Raw genomic sequence first — 21,554 nt, 5'->3', positions numbered from 1 at the left:
GGCGCCGGCAGGCGGCTGCGTCTAACCCTCGCCCCATGATCTATTCTTCCGCCTCAGACTGGCTCGGTGCCGAGCAGAAACGCGTGCTGTTCTTCGGCATGTCCGGCCTCGGCAAGACGCGGCTCGCCTCCATGCTTCGCGAGGAAGGCGGCTGGTTCCACTACTCGATCGACTACCGCATCGGCACCCGCTACATGGGCGAGCTGATCGCCGACAACGCCAAACGCGAGGCGATGAAGGTGCCGCTCCTGAAGGAGCTGCTGATGTCGGACTCGATCTACATCGGCTCCAACATCACGTTCGAGAACCTCGCGCCGCTGTCGACTTACCTCGGCAAGCCCGGCGATCCCGACAAGGGCGGACTGCCGTTCCAGGAATACGTGAAGCGGCAGGATCAGCACCGCGCGGCGGAAACCTACGCGTTGCTCGACACCGGCCACTTCATCGAACGCAGTCGCGAGCTCTACGATTATCCGCACTTCGTCTGCGATTCCGGCGGCTCGATCTGCGAGGTCGTCGATCCCTCCGACCCCGAGGACCCGATCCTCACCCACCTGGCCGAGCATCTGCTGCTGGTCTGGATCGAGGGCACGGACGCTCACACGCAGGAGCTGATCCGCCGCTTCGACCGCGCGCCCAAGCCGATGTATTACCAGCCGGAGTTCCTCGCCGACAGCTGGGCCGCCTACCTCGACGAGACCGGCAAGGCCGAGGACGCGGTCGACCCCGACGCCTTCATCCGCTGGACCTACGCCCGCGCGCTCGCGCACCGCCAGCCGCTCTATGCGCGAATGTCGGACTGGGGCGTCACCGTTCCGGCGGAGGAGGTCGCCGCGGTCCGCGACGTCTCCGACGTCGACCGGATGATCGCCCGCGCCATCGAGGCGAGAGAGCCCCCCGCCTGACTTGAGGCCAGGCCCCTCGACACCTAATTCAAAGCCACCTTCCCGACCCGGAGCTTTCGCTCATGCCCATTCGACTCCCGTCCACCCTCCCCGCCTACAAGGTCCTGTCCCGGGAAGGCGTGATGGTCATGGACGAAGATCTGGCCAACCGGCAGGACATCCGTCCGCTGCGCATCGGGCTGCTCAACCTGATGCCGATGAAGATCACGACGGAGACGCAGTTCGCCCGGCTGATCGGCGCGACGCCGCTTCAGATCGACTTCCAATTGATCCGCATGACCGAGCACCAGACCCGCAACACCGCGCTCGAGCATATGGAGGAGTTCTACCGCCCCTTCGCCGAGGTCGCGGCGTCGGGCGAGACGTTCGACGGGCTCATCATCACCGGCGCGCCGATCGAACACCTCGAGTTCGACGACGTCACCTACTGGGACGAGCTGGTCGAGGTCTTCGAGTGGAGCCGCACACACGTCCACTCCACCTTCGGCGTCTGCTGGGGTGGCATGGCCATGATCAACCATTTCCACGGCGTCCCCAAACATCGGCTGGAGGAAAAGGCATTCGGCTGTTTCCGTCACCGGATGCTATCGCAGGACAGCCCCTACCTGCGCGGCTTCGCCGACGATTTCGTCGTGCCGGTCTCGCGCTGGACCGAAATCTCGCGCGACGACATCGCCGAACGCGACGGGCTGGAGCTGCTCATCGACAGCGACCAGACCGGCCCCTGCCTTGTCGAGGACCGCGAGAACCGGGCGCTCTATATCTTCAACCATCTCGAATACGACAGCGGCACGCTCGGCCAGGAGTACGAACGGGACGCGGTGAAGGGCGACCCGATCGCCCTGCCCCACGATTACTACCCGGACGACGACCCGACGAAGGTGCCGCTCAACCGCTGGCGCAGTACGGCGCACCTGCTTTACGGCAACTGGATCTCGGAGATCTACCTGACGACGCCCTTCGACATGACCCGGATCGGTCGCGAAAGCACCGATCTGAGGCGCTAGAAACTTCCGGGCCGGTCCTGTCGTGTCTGCCGTCATGACACTCCGCATTCTGCTGATACTTGTCGCCCTCATCGCGGCCGTCACCATCGTGACCCGCATCCGCGCCACCGCGCGGGAAGACGCGGCCGAAGCCGCCTTTCCGCCCGAGGGTAAGTTCGTCGACGTGGACGGCACTCGCGTCCACGCCGTCGTCAGCGGCGACGGCCCCGACCTCGTGCTCATCCACGGATCGTCCGGCAACACGCGCGATTTCACGTTCCGCCTCGCCCCGATGCTGGCGAAGAAATACCGCGTCATCACCTTCGACCGGCCCGGCCTCGGCTATACCGAGCGGACCGGCGCGGTCGGCGAAACGATTACCGGGCAGGCCCGGCTGCTTCAGGCCGCCGCCGAAAAGCTTGGTGCCGACAAGCCCATCGTCCTCGGCCAGAGCTACGGCGGTGCGGTCGCGCTCGCCTGGGCGGTTGAGACGCCCGACGCGCTTTCCGCGCTCGTCACCGTCTCCTCGCCGAGCCAGGTCTGGGAGGGCGGGCTGCCGTGGCTCTACGCGATGAACTCCTCGATCCTCGGCGGTCGCGTGGCCGTGCCGCTCATCACCGCCTGGACCCCGGCCTCCTACGTGCGCGCCCAGGTCGAGAGCATCTTCGCGCCGCAGGACATGCCCGAAGGCTATGCCGACTACATCGGCGCTCCGCTGACGTTGCGGCGTGAATCCCTGCGCGCCAATGCCGTCCAGCGCGCCGGCCTCAAGGAAGAACTCCGCGCCCTGGTGCCCCGGTACGACGCGATCACCGTGCCCGTCGAGATCGTCCACGGCACCGCCGACGACACCGTTCCCTTCGACATCCACGCCACGCCCCTTGCAGAGCAGGTCGAAACCGCCCATCTCGTGCCGCTCGAGGGGATCGGACACGTGCCCCACAACACGGTCCCGGACGATGTGATCGCCGCAATAGATCGCGCCGCGGAGCGCGCCGGATTGCGCTGACCTCTCCGCACCGCGATAGTGGCGGCAGATGACCGGAGACGAACAATGACACTGCCCTTCGACGGCGCCATCACGAGGTATCTTGAGGAAGACGCCCCGGACGAGATCCGCGAGGCGATCAAGGACGCCGACAAGCACGACATTCTCGACCCCGCCTACCCGCACGACTCCCCGATCGACAAGGACGACTACAAGGACGCGCTCGAAGACCTGCAGGAGGAACTCGTTCGTCTGCAGGCCGACGTGAAGGCCACCGGCAAGCGGCTGGTCATCGTCTTCGAAGGCCGCGACGCCGCCGGCAAGGGCGGCACCATCAAGCGCCTGCGCGAGAACCTGAACCCCCGCGTCGCCCGCCTCGTCGCCCTCCCGAAGCCCTCCGACACCGAAGCCGGCCAGTGGTACTTCCAGCGCTACGTCGACCAGTTGCCCACGGCGGGCGAGATGGTGATCTTCGACCGGTCTTGGTACAATCGCGGGGTCGTCGAAAAGGTCTTCGGCTTCTGCACCGACGAGCAGCGCGAGCGCTTCTTCCGCCAGCTGCCCTCGTTCGAGCAGATGCTCGTCGACGAGGGGATCGTGCTCATTAAACTGTGGCTGAACGTCGGCCGCGCCGAGCAACTCCGCCGGTTCCTGAAACGCGAGAAGGACCCGCTCAAGCAATGGAAACTGTCCTCCATAGATGTCGAGGGCCTCGCACTCTGGGACGCTTATAGCGAGGCGATCGGCGAGACGTTGCTGCGCTCGCACTCTCCCATCACGCCCTGGACGGTGATCCGCTCCGACGACAAGAAACGCGCGCGCCTCGCCGCCATCCGCACCGTGCTGTCCCGGGTCGAATACGCCGGAAAGCGCCCCGAGAAGATCGGCGACATCGACGCGGCGATCTGCGGGGGCCCCGACGTCTGGGATGCCTAAGCGCGGCTACCATCACGGCAACCTGCGCCAGGCGCTGGTCGATGCCAGCCTGACCCTGATCGAGGCGAAGGGCCCGACCGGTTTCACCCTGTCGGAAGCCGCCAAGCAGGCCGGCGTGACCCCCGCTGCCGTCTATCGCCATTTCGAGGGCCGAGAGGACCTGATCTCCGAGGCGGCCCGACAGGGCTACGAGATCTTCGGCGACCTGATGGAACACGCCTACGAGAAGGGCCAGCCGTCCGCCCTCGCCTCGTTCGAGGCCACGGGGCGCGCCTACCTCGCCTTCGCCCGCAAGTATCCAGGCCACTACGTCGCGATGTTCGAAAGCGGCATCTCGATCCAGCGCACGCCCGAGCTCCACGACGTCGCCACGCGCGCGATGAAAGTTTTCGAGAAGGCCGCGACCGACCTGTCCCGGCATATCCCCGAGGATCGCCGCCCGCCGCCGCAGATGTTCTCCGCCCATATCTGGGCGATGTCGCACGGCGTGGTCGAACTCTTCGCGCGCGGCTCACCGGGCACCCGCTCCCCCTTCCCGCCCGAGGATTTGCTCGAGACCGGGATCGGCGTCTACCTGCGTGGCCTCGGCCTCATCACGCACGACGCCTGACAGGACGCGCCGCCCAAGGCTTCTTTGGGCTTCAAATATTCTCGGGGGTGAATGGGCCGCAGGCCCAGAGGGGGCAGACAGCCCCTTTGTTCCGCCCGACCGGAGGGAGGGCTGACAAAGCGCACCGCAGGTGCTCCGCCGGATCAGGTCCGCCGAAGCGCCCGTCCCCGCCGCAGCCGCTCCGCGCTTGCCGCCCGGTCGAACAGCCGCAGCTGCGCCGCACTGCCCCCGTCGCTCTTGATGTCGAGCGTTGCGAGCGCACCCTCGATCTTCCGCTGCACCGCGTCGAGGTCTCCGGCCGCGACACAATAGTCGAGCAGATACCACGCGACGAATTTCTGGACGAAGCCCGCGTCCGCTCTGCCCCGTCCCTCGATCGCGCCCAACAGGTCGGCCAGCGTCTCCACCTCTGCTGTCGCCATCGCGAAGTCGGACCGCCCGAAGGACACGACCGGGACGCCATGGATCAGCGCCTCGAACAACACGCCGGAGTTGCAGCCCACCACGACGTCGGCACCCGCGATCAGCCTGTGGATCGAGCCGGTGACGACCTGCACGCGCTCCAGCGCTCCGATCTCTTCCAGCGCCGCGGTCACCCGCGGAGAGCTGCATTGCGGATGCCTCTTCACCAGCAGCCATCGGCCCGACTGACCGGCGTGCGCCGCGACCGCATGGAGTGCGTCGAGCTGGTCGAACCGGGCAAGTTCCGCCACCGTGTCCTCGACCGTCTGGAGCGGGAAGAAGACGTAATCCTCGGGCAGCCATTCCTCGACATCGTCCTGCCGGTACTTGGAGGCGTTCCCCTCGATCATCCGCTCCCGCAGGTCGGACACGAATTCGACTGCGCGGATCAGATCGAAGCGCTCCACCTCCGACACGAACGTCTCGGGCGACTGGCCGAGTTCCGAATATCCGGAATAGCCCAGCGGATCGACCGTGTAGTACGGCGGGACGTAGCTTTCCTTGAATCGCAGCACATTGTCGCCGGCTCCGAGCGAATGGTAGCTGATGACGAGCTGATCCGGCCGGGCAAGCCGGGGCGCACGGTCCGCGCCGAATTGCAGCTGCACCGGCCGCACCGTCACGCCGAGATGGGCGAGCGCGATCAGGATGGAGGCGGAAAGCTGGCGGTGCCGGTCGCCATCGGCAGCATTGCCGAGCCATGTGACCGGCACCTCGAGGATCACGTCGACATCGCGATCTCCGCTCATCGCAGCTCCCCGATCGGGAACAGGATCCGGCCTATCAGCCGCCGCGAGGGCGACCGCATCTCGCGCGCGAAGCGGATCGGATCGCGCCGGTAGCTGTCGACGAGGTCGGGCCGCCCGCTCCGCGCGACGATCTTCGCCATCACCGGAATCGACAGGCGGAACAGCCCGCCGGGGCCGAACATGTTGCCGCGCGGATAAAGCGCCGACGCAAGGCGCGGGCGGGTGCCCGACCAGCGGCCATGCACGAAGGCCGCCGGGTCCCGTCGCAGCGCCGCACGCTCGTCCGGGCCGACCCGGCTGCTCAGCGCGCGGTCGAGCACCGGCGTCAGCCCCCAGAGCCGCCAGCCGAACAGCCCGTAATTCTCCAGCGTACCGCCGAAGTCGCGGCCACCGTCCTCGGTCAGTTCGAGCGGCGCGTATTTCGGATAGGCCGCCTCGGCAAGGGCGCGTTCATCCGGCTCGACGGTCACCGGCTCGGGCGTGTCGGGCGCGGCGTCGCTGAACAACGGCTCTCCCCCGAACCGCGCGGCGGCGAGCTTCGCATTGCCCTCCGCCGCATCGCTGAGCAGCTTGCGCGACTGCGCTTCGGTCAGAACGCGGGGCTTCGGCAGCGGTCGGCCCTCGGCCTTGCGCAGCGAGCGGATCCCGCGGCTCACCTCGTCGATGAAGGCGAAATAGGCATCGCGGTTCTTGAAGGGTCGTTCGTTGAACGTGCGGATCAGTTCGACATGAGGCCCGGGCAGCTGTGCGGCGTTGGCCGCGCCGTCGGGCCTTGGCAGATCCGACAACGCCTCGATCCCGGTCGCCTGAACGAAATCGGACAGCAGATCGTTGCCGGCCAGCCGTCCGCTCTCGAAGCGGCGCACCGTCACGGCCTCCTGTCCGAAAGCGGACACCCAATCGGCAACCCGGCCCTCGTAGTCCAGCCAGCGCCGCACCTGGTCGGTCTCCAGCCACTCCTCGACCGGCACATCGACCCGACCCACGGCACCGCCCGCGACGAACTCGCAATACTGCGCGTTGGCCCAGTCGTCCTGTCGGCGGAGGTACATCACGACCTCGACGTCGTAGCCCGCGAACCAGTTCGCCATGACCGACGGTTCGGCATGGAGGAAAAAGGCCTCGCTCGACAGCACAACGGTGTGCACCCGTTCGCCGAGCGCGGCGACGCCCGCATCGAGGTAGTGGCGCAGGTTTGTCTCGCCTCGCCGGATGGCAGGCAGGAAGCCGGCGTGGCCCGCCTGCTTGTCCCGGTCGGTCTGCCAGAACAGGCCGACTTCGGGATACCAGGTGCCGCTGCGCAGAAGCGCCGGGCGGTTCACCTCCATGTGCCCCTGAAGCCAGGTGGAGCCGGTCTTCGTCGCGCCGATATGCAGGATCAAGCGCGGCCGTTTCGCGGGCCGCGCGGATCGTCCAGCGGTGACCATGTCGTTCCGGGCGAACCTGTTGAGTGCGGCTTCGAGGTCGGTCTCCACCTCGGACGTCGGCGCCTTCAGGAAACGGGCGTGCAGCGCCTCCTGCGGGATCGGGGCGAGGTCCACGGCATGATGCAGAAGCTCCGCATCGCCCGACAGAAGCGCCGCCGCGACGAGCGCATGTGCACTTGCATCGCGGTGCGCGCGGCTGAGGCGGATGTTTCTACGGTCGATATCGAGGGGGCGGATATCGTAGGTCCGCAGGATACCGGCGATCCGATCCTGAAAAGCGGCTTCTTCCGGCCCACCACGCCAGGAGCGGTAGGGCATCCCGATCACGATATGGTCGAGGAACTGCGTGACGTGAAAGACGAGGTGCTGCCGCAACGGCGAGTCGCGCTCGACCGCGCCTGCGGCGGCCAAGACCTTGAAGACATGGCCGAAGTTCGTGAGCATCAGCTCGTAGTCGTCGCGCGTGCGTTGACGACGCGCGGTGGAGCCCGGCCGGATCCGGTAGGCGGTCAGGTCGATGTCGGTGATCGAGATCCGCTCGGCCGACACCAGCGCGTCTACGAGAAAGGCACGCTCCTCCCACTGCCGGGTCACGAAACGGATCCGATCGCCAAGGAAAGACCGGCGGTAGAGGAAGGTCCAGAAGTGCCGGTTGTTCAGCAGCTCGGGCGCGTCGGCATGGCTGACCGCCCCGTCGCGCGCGGGGATCAGCGCTTCCGTGACATCGTCACGCTTGGCGAGGATGCGACCGTCGTCGGCCACCTCCGCCTCGAAGGCCTTTCGGCCTCGGACCATGTCGGCGTCGTCGGCCTCGGCCCGCTCCACCAGCCGGGCAAGCGCGGTCGCATCCACCAGCCAGTCGTCACCGTCGATGAACAGGATGTAGTCGCCGCGCGCCTCGTCGATGGCGCGGTTGCGGGCCATGCCCTGCCCTACGTTCTCGGACAGCACGATCGGCCGGATCCGCGGGTCGTCCGCCGCGTGACGGTCGATCACTGTCTGGCTGTCGTCGGGGCTTTTGTCGTTGACCGGCAGGATCTCGATCTCGCGCAGGGTCTGCTTGCGGATCGAGTCGAGGCAGGCGCCGATGTAGGGCGCGACATTGTGAACCGGGATGATGACGGACACCTTCGGCGGCCGCGCGGCTTCTTCCGCCGTGCCCGGCGCCGTCTCGGGGCGGTGAGACTCGATGAAGTCGAGCACCTGTTCGATTTCGGCGGGCGCAGCCTGACCCGGCACCTGATAGATCGAATACCAGACGTAGAAATAGTGGAAGAGTTCTTCCAGCGACCGGGTCCGCGTCCGGTGGCGAACCTGCTTGCGGTCGTCCGTCAGCCCCCAGCCGGAGAAGAACGGCACGCCGAAACAGACGACCTCCTTGCCGGCAAACAGTGCCTCGAGCCCGATCTGGCTGGTGCCGACGTAGACCTTGTCGACATGCTCGAACAGCGCGAAGGGGTTCACCGGGTCCCGCAGGATCCGCATCCGCCCCGTTGAGGTCAGGTCGTTGTAATAGCCCGTGCGCCGCTCGCTTTCCCAAGACGTGTCGGGGTGGGTCTTCACGATCACCTCGGCGTCCGGATTCTCGCGCAACGCGGCGAGGACCATCCGCTCGAAGTCAGCCTCAGACACCCGTCCGAAAAGCGTCGAGGCATCGGCGAAGGCCTGGTCGCAGACTAGGACCCGCCGGCTGTAGCCCTCGGTCATCTCGGGCGCACGCATGGGCTGGGCGTTATACTTGCTGATCCGGCGCGAGACGAGCCGGTCGATCAGCCCCCGCGCCCGTGCCAGTTCGTCGTCCGTCGGGGTCTCGGCGCTGTTCAGCCGTTCCGTCAGGCGGTTCGGATAGTCCGCCATGAAATAGTGCGCGATGTCGTCGTAGACGTAGCCAAGGCAGGCGTGCTCGGCCGTCTTGGTACGAAAGGCATGCGACCAGCTGTGCGTCGAGGCGAGGAAGCATTGCTCCATGAAGAGCGGCCGCTTGCCGTTCGGCAGCCGCCCCATCAGGCCGAGCACCCCCTTGTGCGAGGTCGCCGGATCCGCCGTCACGGTGCCCGGCGCGATGAAGGTATCGGAGGCGTCCGCGTCCGCCGCGTCGAAGCCGCGCGCGTCGGTCCAGAGCAGCGGCAGGTTCGCCGGGTAGGCCGTGCGGAGGTTGTCGCCGGTGAAGCCGAAGGTCACCGGGCGATCGCGGGCCTCGAGCACGTGCTGCCGGATGTCGCGCCCCGGCAGGTGATCGGCCTGCGCCAATTCGAGCAACTCGGCGAAGCGAAGGTAGAGTGGCTGATGATCAGACACGTGCGCCGCCCCCGCTGGCTGCCGGCAGAAGAAGGTCGTCGGTGCCCCACGTCGCTTCCGCCAGCCGTACCGACAGGATTTCGGCCGGCCCGGCGGTCGCCGAGACGGGGCCGAGGCTGACCGCCTCGCGGAACATCGCGTCCCAGCGATCGAAAATCACGTCGTTGCTGTAGTTGGCGAGGTAGCGGTCCCGCGACGCCTGCCCCATCCGCGACCGTGCGCCCCGGTCCGCCATAAGCGCCGCCAGCGCGGTCGACAGGTCGGGTCCGTTCTCGCCGCAGAGATAACCGTTCTCGCCGGGCACGACCTGTTCGTTCACGCCGTTGCAGATCGCCATGCCGATCAGCGGCAAACCATGTGCCATCGCTTCGAGCGTCGACATCGGGAAACCTTCGAAGAAGGACGGCAGCACGAAGATCTCGGCGGCGGCATAATCGGGATAGGGATCGTCCGTCGCCCCGGCGAAGTCGACCTGTCCATTGACGCCGAGCGTCTTCGCTAGCCGCTGCAAGGCGCGCCGCTCCGGACCCGTGCCGACGATCTTGAGCGTCCAGTCGGCATGATCGGGTGCGACCCTGGCGAAGGCCTCGACCAGCGCGGCGACGTTCTTGCGCGGCACGAGCCGGGCGACCGTGAGGATGGTCCGCGTCTTCGCATCTTCACGCCCGGGCGCCGCCAGCGCCTCCGGCTCGGCGATGGTGTTGGGAATGACGCGGACGCGGTCCTGCAGGAACGGCGTGACCGTGGCGGTGAAGGCATCGACCAGCAGATGCACCAGCGTCGCGCCAAAGAAGGCGGCCTGCCGCTCCGTCGCGCTGTTGGAGCCGTGCCATTCTGGGAACCGCGGGTCGATATGTTCCGACAGGACCAGCGGAATACCCACCTTCTGAGCGACGGCGGCGTACCGCAGCAGCGTGCGGTTCATGTGGAGACCGACCAGCAGGTCGAGCGAGCGCGACGCGACCGCCACCGCCATCGCACGATCCCCCGGAACACCTGCGGCTTCAGGCAGATGGACAAGCTCGATCCCCTCCTGCAGCGGCCAGCGGGAGGGTCCGGCCTTGTCGTCGAACGTGAAGACGGTCACCCGGTGACCCCGCGCCTGCATGGCGTTCGCCATCATCTGTCCGACGTTCTCCGTCCCGCCACGTCCGAGCGTGATCCAGGGGACGAAAATGCCGATCCGCAGGGCCTCTGCGCTGGTCGTGGTGGCGTTCAAAAGTCCCTCCGCGCGCTGTCCGGACGCCCGCTTCCATTATGCGGCAGGGTGGATGAGTGCAAGCCGACGGCTTTCCCTCGACGCAAGCCCCCCGCAGCGGTTAGCCTGCCACAAAACAAACGAGCAGGAGAATCAAGATGGATGGCAAGATCGCGCTGATCTACCTCATCATGAGCTTTACCGACATGGGCGTGAACCACTGCCCACAGGGCGGTTGCATCGCACCGGAAGCCGCGACCGAGCGGCTGTCGTTCCAGTTGGGCGCGGTGGATTTCCAGGAAGAGACGATCTCGAGCGAAGTCTACCTCGACTACGCGATCCACACGTCTTACGGGCCGTTCCAGCCGGTTGTCGGCGTGTCGACCACGGCCGAGAACAGCAGCTGGATCGGCTTCGGCGTGCGCAGCGATGTCGCGCTCTTCAACACGGGCGTGGTGGCGGAAGGTTCGCTGATGCCGGGTTACTATTCGATGGGCCAGGGCGAGGACCTCGGCGGCGGGCTGCAGTTCCGCTCGTCCCTCGGCCTCAGCTACGAGTTCTTCGGCGGCTCGCGGCTCGGCGTCTATTACGACCACCGCTCGAACGGCGACATCCGGGAGCTGAACCCGGGGCTCGAGACCTGGGGCGTGCGCTACTCGATCCCGCTGAACTGATGCCGGGCACAGGATGGGGCCTGCCCCATCCTACCGGTCCAGCAGCACCAGCGACCGTTCATCCCACGCGATCCGCGTCGGCGTCCCGACATCGAGCACGGGACGCCCGATCAGGTTCTTCATCGAGATGTTGAGCGGCTGGTCCAGCCCGTCGACCCGCACGTCGTAATAGGTCATGTCGCCGTAATAGACGACTTCGTCCACCACACCGTCGACCACGCGCCGCTCGGACTGTTCGCCCTCGAACAGGATAGACAGCGTCTCGGGCCGGATGCCGATCGTGACGTCCCCCTCGGCCACACCGCCGGGCGCCTGCTCCGCCGGAACCTCAGCCCGGCCGAGGCCACGGACATCGACCGCGATGGTCGGACCGGCGGAGCCGACCCGGCCGTCGAGGAAGTTCATCATCCCGATGAAACCCGCCACCCGGCGGCTGTTCGGACGCCGGTAGAGCGATTCCGGATCGCCCAGCTGGCCGATGGCGCCCTCGAACATCACCGCGATCCGGTCGGACATCACCAGCGCCTCTTCCTGGTCGTGGGTGACAAGGATGAAGGTGATCCCGACCTCGCGCTGCAGCTTGATAAGCTCGACCTGCATCTGCTCGCGCATCTTCTTGTCGAGCGCCGACAGCGGCTCGTCCAGCAGCAGGACCTTCGGCTTCAGGATCAGCGAGCGCGCGAGCGCCACTCGCTGCCGCTGGCCGCCCGACAGCGCATGCGCCCGCCGCTCGCCGTACCCGGCAAGGCCCACCATCTCCAGCGCCTCGCCCACCGCGCGGACCTTCTCCGCCCGGCTCCGGGGATCGCGCCGCAGGCCGAAGCCGACGTTCTCGGCGACCGAGAGATGCGGAAAGATCGCGTAGCTCTGGAACACCATGTTGGTCGGACGATGGTTCGCAGGGACACGCCGCATGTCGCGGCCGTCGATCTTGAGGATCCCGTCGGTGACATCCTCGAACCCCGCGATGGTGCGCAGCAGCGTGGTCTTGCCGCAGCCCGAGGGCCCGAGCAGCGAGAAGAACTCGCCCTGGGCGATCTTGAGGTCGATGCCGCGCAGCGCGTGGTAGTCGCCGTAGTACTTGTGCACGCCCTCGAGCGAGATCAGGCTCATCCCAGGAAACCTCCGGTGTCTTTCAGGCCCGCCCGCGCGAGGCCGCGACGACGGAAATATTCGGCGATGGTCAGCAGGATCACCGACAGCGCGACGAGGATGGTGCCGAGCGCCATGACCACCGGCAGCTTCTCCGGGAAGCGCAACAGGCCCCAGATATAGACCGGCATGGTGGGAGTGTTGCCGCTGAGGAAGAAGGCGATGATGAACTCGTCGAGCGAGATGGTGAAGGAGATCAGCAGCGAGGAGACAATCCCCGGCGCGACCAGCGGCAGCGTGATCTTGCGGAACGCGCCCCAGCGGCTTTCGCCGAGGTCCATCGCCGCTTCCTCCATCGACGGATCCAGGTTCTGGAACGCGCCGTTCAGCACCGCGATGCAGAATGGAACGCAGATCAGCGTGTGGGCGAGGATGATCGTCCAGTTCGACAGTGACAGGCCAAGCACCTGCCGCACCACGATCAGGAGAGACACCGCGACGATGATCTCGGGCAGCACCAGCGGGATCATCACGAATCCGATGGCCCCCTGCTTGCCGGGAAAGCGGGACATCGTGCTGGCCCGCGCGGCGCACATGCCAAGGCAGGTCGCCAGGATTGCCGAGGTCACCGCGATCAGCAGGCTGGCCTGCACCGCGTCATGCAGTGCCGCCGTGCGGCCGAGCTCCCCGAACCACTCGGTCGTGAAGCCCTGCAGCGGGAAGGCGATGATCGTGCCGTCGTTGAAGGCGAAAATCGGCAGCAGCACCACGGGCGCATAGAGGAAGACGAGGTAGAGAACCGCGTAGAGACCGAGCCAGCTGAACCTCATACGCCCCACCTTCCCCGCGGCAGGCGCGCGAAGACGATCCCGGAGGTCAGGATGATGACCCCCGCGATGGTGAGCCACGTCGCCGGCAGACCGAACGCCCCCGGCACGATCCAGAGGACCGCCATCAGCAGCGCGTACTCGGCCACCATCAGCGCGGCGACCAGCCCCGCCCCGGCGAGTGCGGAGTGACCCCGCTCCCCGAGCCAGGTCCAGAGCCTGAGCCGCGAGAAAAGCCAGAGCAGCACCAGCCCGACGCAGAGCATCGCGATGAGCGCCAGCGTCGCGCCGAGCGGTGCGTTGTTGAGCGCCAAGAACTGGGTCTGGATCATGTTGGCGATCAGCTTGCCACCCGCGCCGCCCATCAGCTCGGGCGTGACGTAGTCGCCGATCGTGGGGATGAAGACGATCAGGATCGCCGCCACCACGCCCGGCATCGCCAGCGGCAGCGTCACCCGGAAGAAGGTGGTCACCCGGCTCTCGCCGAGGTCGCGGCTCGCCTCCAGCAGCGCCCGGTCGATCTTCTCGAGCGAGACGAAGATCGGCAGGATCGCGAAGGGTGCGAAGGCATGGGCCAGTGTGATGACCACGGCGTTGGCGTTGTAGAGGATGAAGGTCAGCGGCTCGTCGATCAGCCCCACGCCCTGCAGAGAGGTGTTGAGCACGCCGTTGTAGCCGAGGATCACCTTCCACAGGAACACCCGGATCAGGTAGCTGGTCCAGAACGGGATCGTGATCAGGAACAGCCACAGCGACTTCCGGTGCGGTGGCACGGCGAAGCTGACGTAATAGGCGATCGGAAAGGCCAGCAGAACTGTGATCGCGGTAACGCTGGCCGAGATCAGCAGGCTACGCAGGATCAGCGTGCGGTAGATCGGCTGGGTCAGCGCGTCGTTGTAGTTCAACAGCGTGAACGTCCGGTCGATGTCGAGGAAATCCTGCGTCCAGAAGCTGAACAGCAGCACTGCCACGATCGGCAGCGCCAGCAGCACCACGGCATAGAGGAACGGCGGAGACAGCAGGAGCGCGCTGCTTCTCTGGTCCCGGTCCAGCCTCAGGTTCATACGTGCCCGTCTCCCGTCGTCCGCCGCCATGCTTCAATGTGTGACCGGAAAGGACAATGGGAAATTTCCATATCCCTCCCAAGGGAAGGCCGCGCGGCGCGCGATTGCATCAAGTTGCGGCGCCCTGTGCCCGAGGGGCGCCCCAAGGCTCGCTCATCTGGCCTCAAATACCTCTCGGGGGTGAACGGGCCGCAGGCCCGGAGGGGGCAGACAGCCCCCTTTTCCGCCCGACCGCAAGGGAGGGCTGATCGGGTGCGCGCGTCAGCGCGCTCCGCTGGATCGGGCCGAGGTCACGGGCGCCTCCGGTCAGGACCGCAGCCCGACCGACGACATGTGATCGCCGATCAGCCCGACCCACCGCATGTAGGCCTGCCCGTTCATATGCACGCCGTCGAACGTGTTTTCCGCCAGCAGGCCCGATGGGCCGGAGAACTCGGCATTCATGTCGATGTAGTCGAAGCCCCGGGCCGCGGCGAGCGCGACCAGCCGCTCGTTCAGCGCGCGCACCGTGGCGAGCTTCTCCGCCCCACAGGCCGAGGCGCTGCACTCGAGCGTGCTGTTCAGCACCACATCGCTGCCGGCGGCCTGCAGGATGTCGACGATCTGCACGTAATTCGCATAGATCTCGTCCGAGGACGCGCCGTTGTAGACGTCGTTGATGCCGACCATGAGGTAGGTCACCTCCGGTCCGTCCGACAGGACGCCGTCCATCCGCTCAAGGATGTCATCGGTCGAATCGCCGCTGATTCCTCGGTTGGTGATGCGGGCGGCGGGAAAATACTCCTGCCAGTCGCCCCCGGCGGTGATGCTGTCGCCCAGCATGACGATCTGCGTGTCGGGCGTGAATCGGTTGGTCATGTCGGGCGTCGCCGCGCCGGCGGTGCGGATCGGCTGGCTGGTGTCGAAGGGCATCGCGCTGATGGAGCCAAGTCCTCCTCCGCATCCGGTGAGGGCCAGAATGAGGCCGGCTGTGAATGTCAGTTTCATCATCGTTTCTTTCTAATCGAGTTCCCGCGAAGCGCCATCCCCGGGGCGGGCGTATCCGAAGGCCGCGATCTCGGCCCGGCAACGATCCGCCACGATGTCGGCAGCCTGCGGGAACTTCCGGTATATTTCATGAACCGACGCGCCCGTTGCGGGGCGGCGTCCGGCCTTGGTGCGGATGCCGTCGAACCTCTCGGCCACCGAGGACAGCCCGATGGCCGCCAGCTCATCGGCGAGCGCCTCGTAGCGCAGGTGCCGGTCGATCCGGTCCGGCCCGTCGAGCGGCGCGATCCGCAACGTGTCCTCGAGCTCGGAACTCTCGGCGACGAACCGGTCGAAGGGTACGCCCTTCCGGTGCCCGCCGTGCCAGTAATGGAGAGAGATCGCCGCATCGAACGGGTTCCGCACGATCGCGATCTTGCGGTAGCCCTCCCAGACCTCCGCCGGCAGCGCGGCGCGCACCTCGGCGGCGGGCATGTGGTTGTAGAACCGGACGAGCGACCCGTTCCGGACAGCCGTATGGTTCTGCGGTCCCGGCAGGCCGAGCGCCTGTCGCGTCTCCTCGTCGCGAGGCGAGATCTGCGTGATGATGCATTCCGGGCCGCACGCGCCCGACAGGGCGATCTCGAACGAGGTTCCGGCCACCTTCCGGGTCTTCAGGTAGATCAGCCGGTGCGGGTGGCAGACGATCACGCGACACATCCTTCCGTGAAAACAGTATCCGCGAAAAACAAAGGGCAGGACCGGCGTGACCGGCCCTGCCCTTCGCGATGTCGCAAGCGGATCAGCGCTTGGAGAACTGGAAGCTCCGGCGGGCCTTGGCCTTGCCGTACTTCTTCCGCTCGACCACGCGGCTGTCGCGGGTGAGGAAGCCGGCGGCCTTCAGAGCACCGCGCAGCGACGGATCATAGAGCTGCAGCGCCTTGGAGATGCCGTGCTTGACCGCACCGGCCTGACCGGAGAGGCCGCCGCCCTTGACGGTGGCCTGCACGTCGAACTGGCCTTCGACGCCGGCAACCTGGAACGGCTGGCGCAGGATCATCTGCAGCACCGGACGGGCGAAGTACTTCGTGTAGTCGATGAAGTTGCCCTTGTTGTCGCGGATCAGGAACTTGCCGGACCCCGGCTTGATCCAGACGCGCGCGACGGCGTCCTTGCGCTTGCCGGTCGCGTAGGAGCGGCCGTACTCGTCGCGGACGGGCTCACGGGGCGTTTCGGGCTCGGCGGCGGGCAGGCCTTCGGCGACCTGGCCGAGCTCTTCGAGAGAGGTGACTTGATCGGCCATTATTTCGCGGTCCTCGTGTTCTTCTTGTTCATGGACTTGACGTCCAGAACCTCGGGCTTCTGGGCATCCATGCCGTGCTCGGCACCGGCGAAGACGCGCAGGTGGGTCATCTGCTTGCGGGACAGGCGGTTGCCGGGAAGCATGCGCTTGACGGCCTGCATCACCACGCGCTCGGGGTGGTCACCCTCGAGGATCTGGCCGGTCGTGCGGGACTTGATGCCGCCCGGGTAGCCGGTGTGCCAGTAGTTCGGCTTCATCCGCTTGTTGCCGGTGAGCTGAACCTTGTCGGCGTTGATGACGATGACGTTGTCACCCATGTCCATGTGGGGCGTAAAGCTCGGCTTGTGCTTGCCGCGCAGACGCATGGCGACGATCGAGGCGAGACGGCCGAGGATGACGCCTTCGGCGTCGATCACGATCCATTTCTTGTCGATGTCCGCCGGGGTCGCGGTGTAGGTTTTCATCGGTCTTCCTGAGATAAGCGAAGCGCGCCCCGGTAAAGAGACGCGCGATGTCATTCGGATGGCCGGGTTATAAGCATCGCGGCGCGCCAGTCAAGGCCGCTACGCGCGTATAAATCATTGTAAAACAGTGACTTGCAATTACGGTATTTATTTACCCCACTTCTGTTGCGCCGTTTCGTCACTGTCGCGCGCCAGGTCGCGACGGTAAGGTCGACATGACTCGTTGAGGACCGTGACCCAGATGCTGCCGGAGCGCCTGATCCTGACCTTCCGCCGACGCCCCCGGGCGGCCTTTCTGTTCGCGGTCGCGCTGCTGCTGACCGGGTTCTTCGCCGTGCAGGTTCTGATCGACGCGATGCACTGGCAACCCCACGGTCCGCGCCCGGTCGAACCCTGGATGACCATGCGCCTGATCGCTCACATGCACGGACTCAGCCCCCAGGAGCTCGACATCGCGGCCGGACTGCCCCTGCCCGGCCGCGACGGTCCCCGCACGCTGGCCGAACATGCCGCGGCGCGCGGTGTTCCCGTGGAGCAGATCATCGCCGAGGTCGACGCTGCCATCGCCCGCCTCTCCGCCGATGGGGAGCAGCCCGACCAGTGACCGAATGGCTTCTGACCCTCGTCCCGCTCTACGGGCCGCCGCTGCTTGCGCTCGCGATTTTCCTGTCCTGCTTCGCGCTGCCGATCCCGGCCTCGGCGCTGCTGCTGGCGGCGGGCGGGTTTGCCTCGGCCGGTGACCTCGTGCTCTGGACGGTGGTGGTGGCGGCGTTCGCCGGGCTCTGGCTCGGCGACAACGCGATGTTCCTGCTGGGGCGCAAGGGGGGCACTGGACTGGCACGTCGGCTCGGCCGGCGCGCTGCCGCGATCGAGCGCGCGCGGGAGGCGCTGGCGCGGCGGGGCGGCGTCTTCATCTTCCTGTCGCGGTGGCTGTTCTCGCCGCTCGGTCCTTACGTGAACTTTGCCGCCGGCGCGTCGGGCAAGCGCTGGGTGCAGTTCGTCGCATGGGGCACGGCGGGAGAGATCGTCTGGCTGTCGATCTACCTCGGCCTCGGTTACGTCTTCACCGGAACGCTGGAGGCCGCGTCTGACCTCGCGTTCGACGTCATCATGCTGATCGGCGCGGGGTTCGCCACGGTCGCGCTGGGTGTCTGGCTGTTCGGGCGGCACCGGGACAATGTGCGGAACTCGGCGCCCTAGCCTTCCATGTCGTGCGGCGGTCGGGCGAGCAGGCCGTCGATCCGCGCCATCGCGTCCGAGAAGGCGCTGTCGGGCATCCGTGCGTTAACTGTCAGCCGTACGGCATGGGGCGCGCCGGTGTCGCTCAGCGCGAATTCGTCGGCCGGCTTGATCCGGATCCCGGCGCTTTCGCAGGCGACGAGGAAGCGGGCCGCCCGCCATCCTGACGGCAGCGTCAGCCAGACGAAGGGCACTTCGGGGCGCGAGTCGATGCGCCAGTGACCGAGCCGCGACATCGCGAGGCCGACCCGCGTCCGTGTCGCCTCGAGCACCTTGGCGCGGGTCTGCTCGGCAAGGCCGGAGGTCAGGATCAGCTCCCCGTAGCGGATGAAGGGCGTCGGAATCCCGTAGAAGTTCGCAGCCGCCGCGCGCCGCTGCCCCGGCCCGTCCCCGCGCGGCCCGACAATGTAGCCGAGCCTGAGACCCGAGGCGACGGATTTCGACAGGGAGCCGACGTACCAACTCCGCTCCGGGTAGAGCTTGCGATAGCTCGGCGCGCCCGCATCGGCGAGGCGATGGCAATCGTCCTCCACGATGTGCAGGCGATGCTTGCGGGCGACCTCGACCAGCTGCGCCTTGCGCCAGTCCGGCGTGCGGATCGTGGTCGGCGTGTGGACTTCCGCCGACGTGACAAGGATTTGCGCGCCGGTCTTGAAGCAGGCCTCGTCGAGCGCTTCGGGGATCAGCCCGTGCTGGTCCATCGCCACGCCCCGCACCGCCGCACGCTGGAGCGCGGCGGCCCGGCGCACGCCGGGATAGGACAGATCCTCCGTCAGGATGGCGGGATGCGGCCCCGCGATCAGGTGCTGCAGCACGAGCAGCACGCCGTGCTGCGCACCGAACGAGACCGTGACGTCGTCGGCGTCCGCCACGCCAAGATGCGCCTGCCCGACGAGGTCGATCACGGCGGAGCGGAAGGCGGCGTCATCCTCGTCCACCGGGTAGTTCAGGATTCCCTCGGTCGAGGCGCGCTGCCAGAGTTCTTCCAACGCGGGCGACTGTCCGACATCGGGCACCTGTACGCTTCGGCAATCCACGATCCCGTCCGGTGCCGCATCGTAGAGCGGCGGGTCCAGCCGGACCTCGGCCATGCCCGCCCCCGCGACGAAGGTGCCGCGCCCGACGCGCGCTTCGAGCAGCCCCTCCTCGACGGCGGTGCGGTAGGCGCGCGCGACGGTGCCCGGCGTCACGCCGATCTGGAACGCCAGCTCCCGCACCGGCGGCAGGCGATGTCCGACGGGCAGATCGCCGGTGTCCACGGCACAGCGGAGCTTGCGCAGCAGGACCTGATACTTCGGGCCGCTCGCGCCGTCAGAGAGATCAGGAGACCAAATTGTATTCATCACAATTCTTCCTTGGACGGCGCACAATCCGCTTTGTATCAGGATTTCACTATCACAACTCAGAAATTGTATCAATACAAACGAGGTCCACCATGGCCATGCAGACGATCCACCAGCTTCCCGCGCAATCCGGCCTGCCGCCGATGACTGCCGTGCTCTACAAGCTGACGGTCGTGGCGATGGCGTGGGAAGTGCGCCGAAAGACACGGCGCGACCTCAAGCGGCTGAACGACGATCAGCTTCGTGACATCGGCCTCACCCGGTTCGAGGCCGAGTCCGAATCGAACGAGCCCTTCTGGCGCTAGGCCGAGGGTCGCGCGGGCGGCAGCGAGTACGTCAGGCTCGCCCGCGCGACCGGATCCTCTACCCCGACCGATCGGATCAGCACGTCGCCGACCGCCAGCGCCCGGCCGAGCTTCAAAAGGCGCACCGACGCGATGAGGTCCTGCCCCGCCGCAGGTTTTCGCATGAAGTCGATCGAGCAGTTGGTCGTGACCGCAAGGCCCACAGGGCCGATCATTGACAGTATGGACAGATAGACCGCGACATCGGCGAGCGCGAACATCGCCGGGCCCGACACGGTGCCACCCGGACGCAGGTGCTGCTCCGTCACGTTGAGCCGCAGGTCGAGCTCCATCGGCGCGACGCTCACGATCTCGAACTGGTCGGCGACCTGGGTGAAATGGCGCTCCAGGAACGCGGTGAGCGCTTCTGCATCCAGCTTCAGATCCATGTCTGACCCTCCATTCGGCCCAAGGTGTCGCCCGTCAGGAAAACGAGCGCAATGGATGCCCTTGCGCCGCCTGCCCTTGCAGTTGAAAAGACCACATGAGCTCGCGCACCGAACAGACCTTCGCCCCGCCCGTGATGGAGGCCCGCCGTTGGGTCCTCGACGCCGTCTTCTCCGAAGACCGGCCACTCCTGAACGTCAGCCAGGCCGCGCCTGTCGAGCCGCCGCCCGAACCGCTTAGGCAGGCGATGGCGGAGATGGTGATGAACGACACCTCCTCGCATCTCTACGGTCCGGTGCTTGGCCTCCCGGATTTGCGCACCGAGATCGCAGAGACCTGGACGCGGGACTACGGCGGTATCGTCCGCCCGGACCAGGTGGCGATCACCGCAGGCTGCAACCAGGCCTTCACTGCGGCGATCTCGGCGCTCTGCAACGAGGGCGACGAGGTGCTGCTGCCTGTGCCGTTCTACTTCAACCACGCGATGTGGCTTCAGATGGAGGGGCTCGGCCTCGTCCCGCTGCCCTGCCGCGCGGGTCTCTTGCCCGATCCGGAGGAAGCGGCGAGCCTCATCACCGAGCGCACGAAGGCCATCGTGCTGGTCACGCCGAACAATCCCGGCGGCGTGGAATACCCCGCCGAACTGGTGCGCGCCTTCTTCGAGCTGGCGCGCTCTCGCGGGCTGACGCTGGTGCTGGACGAGACCTACCGTGACTTCGACAGCCGCCCGACGCCGCCGCACGACCTGTTCACCGACCCCGACTGGCCCGACACGCTGGTGCAGCTCTACTCCTTCTCCAAGGCGTTCCGGCTGACCGGCCATCGCACCGGCGCGATGGTCGCCCGACCCGAGCTGCTTTCGGAAGTGGAGAAGTTCCTCGACACCGTGTCGATCTGCGCGCCGCAGGTCGGCCAGAAAGCCGCGCTCTGGGGGATGCGCAACCTCGGCCAGTGGCTCGCCTCCGAGCGGGACGAGGTGCTGGACCGGCGCATGGCGATGGAAGCGGCGCTGACCACCCTGTCCGGCTGGCGGCTTCTCGGCTGCGGTGCCTATTTCGCCTATGTCGAGCATCCCTATGACATGCCCTCCGACCAGGCCGCGAAGTGGCTGGTGGAGACGGCCGGCGTGCTGATGCTGCCGGGCACCATGTTCCGCCCCGACAACGACCCGGCGGGCGCGCGCGAGATGCGCATCGCCTTCGCCAACGTCGACCGGGCCGGCATCGCCGAGCTCGCGCAGCGCCTGTCGGCGACGCGCCCGACTTGATCCCGGACCGTGCCCGCCATAGGAA

At 66.9% G+C, this 21,554-nt stretch carries 21 protein-coding genes and 1 pseudogene; 10 read left to right on the top strand and 12 right to left on the bottom strand.

Going from position 1 to position 21,554, the window contains the following annotated elements:
- Positions 1-35 precede the first annotated feature (35 nt).
- The 5 genes from I8N54_RS20170 to I8N54_RS08720 all read left to right on the top strand — a co-directional run bounded on the left by I8N54_RS20170 (position 36) and on the right by I8N54_RS08720 (position 4,425).
- The gene (locus I8N54_RS20170) at positions 36-905 is read left to right on the top strand and encodes an ATPase (RefSeq protein WP_231592397.1); all 870 of its coding nucleotides are present in this window, start codon (positions 36-38) and stop codon (positions 903-905) included.
- Between the two features lie 62 nt (positions 906-967).
- The gene (locus I8N54_RS08735) at positions 968-1,912 is read left to right on the top strand and encodes a homoserine O-succinyltransferase (protein ID WP_140192933.1); all 945 of its coding nucleotides are present in this window, start codon (positions 968-970) and stop codon (positions 1,910-1,912) included.
- Positions 1,913-1,946: 34 nt separating this feature from the next.
- On the top strand, positions 1,947-2,900 hold the full coding sequence (locus tag I8N54_RS08730) for an alpha/beta fold hydrolase (protein WP_197097445.1): 954 nt from the start codon (positions 1,947-1,949) through the stop codon (positions 2,898-2,900).
- 45 nt (positions 2,901-2,945) lie between these two features.
- A complete protein-coding gene (gene ppk2, locus I8N54_RS08725; protein WP_140192934.1) occupies positions 2,946-3,815 on the top strand; it encodes a polyphosphate kinase 2 in 870 nt (289 codons plus the stop codon).
- The gene (locus tag I8N54_RS08720) at positions 3,808-4,425 is read left to right on the top strand and encodes a TetR/AcrR family transcriptional regulator (RefSeq protein ID WP_140192935.1); all 618 of its coding nucleotides are present in this window, start codon (positions 3,808-3,810) and stop codon (positions 4,423-4,425) included. Before ppk2 ends, I8N54_RS08720 begins: the two co-directional genes overlap by 8 nt.
- Before the next feature lie 143 nt (positions 4,426-4,568).
- On the opposite strand, the gene I8N54_RS08715 is transcribed toward I8N54_RS08720, so the two are convergent.
- The 3 genes from I8N54_RS08715 to I8N54_RS08705 are packed head-to-tail and all read right to left on the bottom strand — an operon-like array spanning position 4,569 to position 10,580.
- The gene (locus tag I8N54_RS08715) at positions 4,569-5,636 is read right to left on the bottom strand and encodes a capsular polysaccharide export protein, LipB/KpsS family (protein WP_140192936.1); all 1,068 of its coding nucleotides are present in this window, start codon (positions 5,634-5,636) and stop codon (positions 4,569-4,571) included.
- Positions 5,633-9,361, bottom strand: coding sequence for a glycosyltransferase (locus I8N54_RS08710; RefSeq protein ID WP_140192937.1), 3,729 nt, complete (start codon positions 9,359-9,361; stop codon positions 5,633-5,635). The genes I8N54_RS08715 and I8N54_RS08710 overlap by 4 nt, the downstream gene beginning before the upstream one ends.
- Positions 9,354-10,580: a glycosyltransferase gene (locus I8N54_RS08705; RefSeq protein ID WP_140192938.1), complete on the bottom strand. Its 1,227-nt coding sequence runs from the start codon at positions 10,578-10,580 to the stop codon at positions 9,354-9,356. Before I8N54_RS08705 ends, I8N54_RS08710 begins: the two co-directional genes overlap by 8 nt.
- Before the next feature lie 137 nt (positions 10,581-10,717).
- Here I8N54_RS08705 and I8N54_RS08700 point away from each other — a divergent pair, with 137 nt between their 5' ends.
- A complete protein-coding gene (locus I8N54_RS08700) occupies positions 10,718-11,233 on the top strand; it encodes an acyloxyacyl hydrolase (protein WP_140192939.1) in 516 nt (171 codons plus the stop codon).
- 30 nt (positions 11,234-11,263) lie between these two features.
- Here the strand turns inward: I8N54_RS08700 and I8N54_RS08695 are convergent, their stop codons facing one another.
- The 7 genes and pseudogenes from I8N54_RS08695 to rplM form a co-directional block, all read right to left on the bottom strand.
- Positions 11,264-12,346 carry an ABC transporter ATP-binding protein gene (locus I8N54_RS08695; RefSeq protein ID WP_140192940.1) on the bottom strand — a complete coding sequence of 361 codons (1,083 nt, stop codon included), beginning with the start codon at positions 12,344-12,346 and terminating at the stop codon, positions 11,264-11,266.
- Complete coding sequence (locus I8N54_RS08690) at positions 12,343-13,155, bottom strand: ABC transporter permease (RefSeq protein ID WP_140192941.1); 813 nt, start codon at positions 13,153-13,155, stop codon at positions 12,343-12,345. Before I8N54_RS08690 ends, I8N54_RS08695 begins: the two co-directional genes overlap by 4 nt.
- Positions 13,156-13,364: 209 nt before the next feature.
- Positions 13,365-14,216: pseudogene (locus I8N54_RS08685) on the bottom strand (ABC transporter permease); the annotation flags it as partial.
- Between the two features lie 306 nt (positions 14,217-14,522).
- Positions 14,523-15,203, bottom strand: a complete 681-nt coding sequence (locus I8N54_RS08680) for a GDSL-type esterase/lipase family protein (protein ID WP_197097446.1) — start codon at positions 15,201-15,203, stop codon at positions 14,523-14,525.
- Between the two features lie 12 nt (positions 15,204-15,215).
- Positions 15,216-15,893, bottom strand: coding sequence for a sulfotransferase family protein (locus tag I8N54_RS08675; protein ID WP_140192943.1), 678 nt, complete (start codon positions 15,891-15,893; stop codon positions 15,216-15,218).
- Between the two features lie 91 nt (positions 15,894-15,984).
- Entirely contained in the window at positions 15,985-16,485 is a 501-nt protein-coding gene (rpsI, locus tag I8N54_RS08670; RefSeq protein ID WP_140192944.1) for a 30S ribosomal protein S9, read from the bottom strand.
- Positions 16,485-16,949, bottom strand: a complete 465-nt coding sequence (rplM, locus tag I8N54_RS08665) for a 50S ribosomal protein L13 (RefSeq protein ID WP_140192945.1) — start codon at positions 16,947-16,949, stop codon at positions 16,485-16,487. The genes rpsI and rplM overlap by 1 nt, the downstream gene beginning before the upstream one ends.
- Positions 16,950-17,172: 223 nt before the next feature.
- On the opposite strand from rplM, the gene I8N54_RS08660 reads away from it, so the two are divergent.
- Both I8N54_RS08660 and I8N54_RS08655 read left to right on the top strand, forming a co-directional pair.
- Positions 17,173-17,553: a hypothetical protein gene (locus I8N54_RS08660; protein WP_232790453.1), complete on the top strand. Its 381-nt coding sequence runs from the start codon at positions 17,173-17,175 to the stop codon at positions 17,551-17,553.
- Positions 17,550-18,149, top strand: coding sequence for a DedA family protein (locus tag I8N54_RS08655; RefSeq protein ID WP_197097448.1), 600 nt, complete (start codon positions 17,550-17,552; stop codon positions 18,147-18,149). Before I8N54_RS08660 ends, I8N54_RS08655 begins: the two co-directional genes overlap by 4 nt.
- On the opposite strand, the gene I8N54_RS08650 is transcribed toward I8N54_RS08655, so the two are convergent.
- On the bottom strand, positions 18,146-19,531 hold the full coding sequence (locus I8N54_RS08650) for an aminotransferase-like domain-containing protein (RefSeq protein WP_140192947.1): 1,386 nt from the start codon (positions 19,529-19,531) through the stop codon (positions 18,146-18,148). The two genes, I8N54_RS08655 and I8N54_RS08650, sit on opposite strands and share 4 nt — an antisense overlap.
- Positions 19,532-19,623: 92 nt before the next feature.
- On the opposite strand from I8N54_RS08650, the gene I8N54_RS08645 reads away from it, so the two are divergent.
- Positions 19,624-19,836, top strand: coding sequence for a DUF1127 domain-containing protein (locus I8N54_RS08645; protein ID WP_140192948.1), 213 nt, complete (start codon positions 19,624-19,626; stop codon positions 19,834-19,836).
- Here I8N54_RS08645 and I8N54_RS08640 read toward each other — a convergent pair.
- Positions 19,833-20,264: a PaaI family thioesterase gene (locus I8N54_RS08640; protein WP_140192949.1), complete on the bottom strand. Its 432-nt coding sequence runs from the start codon at positions 20,262-20,264 to the stop codon at positions 19,833-19,835. The genes I8N54_RS08645 and I8N54_RS08640 overlap by 4 nt on opposite strands.
- A gap of 95 nt (positions 20,265-20,359) precedes the next feature.
- Between I8N54_RS08640 and I8N54_RS08635 the strand changes: the two genes are divergently transcribed.
- Positions 20,360-21,529 (top strand): aminotransferase, encoded by a 1,170-nt coding sequence (locus I8N54_RS08635; protein WP_140192950.1) that lies wholly within the window; start codon positions 20,360-20,362, stop codon positions 21,527-21,529.
- The last annotated feature ends 25 nt before the right edge of the window (positions 21,530-21,554 follow it).

The organism is Pelagovum pacificum, assembly GCF_016134045.1.
GTDB lineage: Bacteria > Pseudomonadota > Alphaproteobacteria > Rhodobacterales > Rhodobacteraceae > Oceanicola > Oceanicola pacificus_A.
The sequence above is the reverse complement of the archived record's forward strand: the minus strand, read 5'-3'. Positions and strand labels throughout refer to the sequence as shown.

Coding starts and splice junctions, on each gene's coding strand:
- I8N54_RS20170 (WP_231592397.1), top strand. CDS start 36: ATGATCTATTCTTCCGCCTCAGACTGGCTCGGTGCCGAGCAGAAACGC.
- I8N54_RS08735 (WP_140192933.1), top strand. CDS start 968: ATGCCCATTCGACTCCCGTCCACCCTCCCCGCCTACAAGGTCCTGTCC.
- I8N54_RS08730 (WP_197097445.1), top strand. CDS start 1,947: ATGACACTCCGCATTCTGCTGATACTTGTCGCCCTCATCGCGGCCGTC.
- ppk2 (WP_140192934.1), top strand. CDS start 2,946: ATGACACTGCCCTTCGACGGCGCCATCACGAGGTATCTTGAGGAAGAC.
- I8N54_RS08720 (WP_140192935.1), top strand. CDS start 3,808: ATGCCTAAGCGCGGCTACCATCACGGCAACCTGCGCCAGGCGCTGGTC.
- I8N54_RS08715 (WP_140192936.1), bottom strand. CDS start 5,636: ATGAGCGGAGATCGCGATGTCGACGTGATCCTCGAGGTGCCGGTCACA.
- I8N54_RS08700 (WP_140192939.1), top strand. CDS start 10,718: ATGGATGGCAAGATCGCGCTGATCTACCTCATCATGAGCTTTACCGAC.
- I8N54_RS08695 (WP_140192940.1), bottom strand. CDS start 12,346: ATGAGCCTGATCTCGCTCGAGGGCGTGCACAAGTACTACGGCGACTAC.
- I8N54_RS08690 (WP_140192941.1), bottom strand. CDS start 13,155: ATGAGGTTCAGCTGGCTCGGTCTCTACGCGGTTCTCTACCTCGTCTTC.
- I8N54_RS08680 (WP_197097446.1), bottom strand. CDS start 15,203: ATGAAACTGACATTCACAGCCGGCCTCATTCTGGCCCTCACCGGATGC.
- rpsI (WP_140192944.1), bottom strand. CDS start 16,485: ATGGCCGATCAAGTCACCTCTCTCGAAGAGCTCGGCCAGGTCGCCGAA.
- rplM (WP_140192945.1), bottom strand. CDS start 16,949: ATGAAAACCTACACCGCGACCCCGGCGGACATCGACAAGAAATGGATC.
- I8N54_RS08650 (WP_140192947.1), bottom strand. CDS start 19,531: ATGAATACAATTTGGTCTCCTGATCTCTCTGACGGCGCGAGCGGCCCG.
- I8N54_RS08645 (WP_140192948.1), top strand. CDS start 19,624: ATGGCCATGCAGACGATCCACCAGCTTCCCGCGCAATCCGGCCTGCCG.
- I8N54_RS08640 (WP_140192949.1), bottom strand. CDS start 20,264: ATGGATCTGAAGCTGGATGCAGAAGCGCTCACCGCGTTCCTGGAGCGC.
- I8N54_RS08635 (WP_140192950.1), top strand. CDS start 20,360: ATGAGCTCGCGCACCGAACAGACCTTCGCCCCGCCCGTGATGGAGGCC.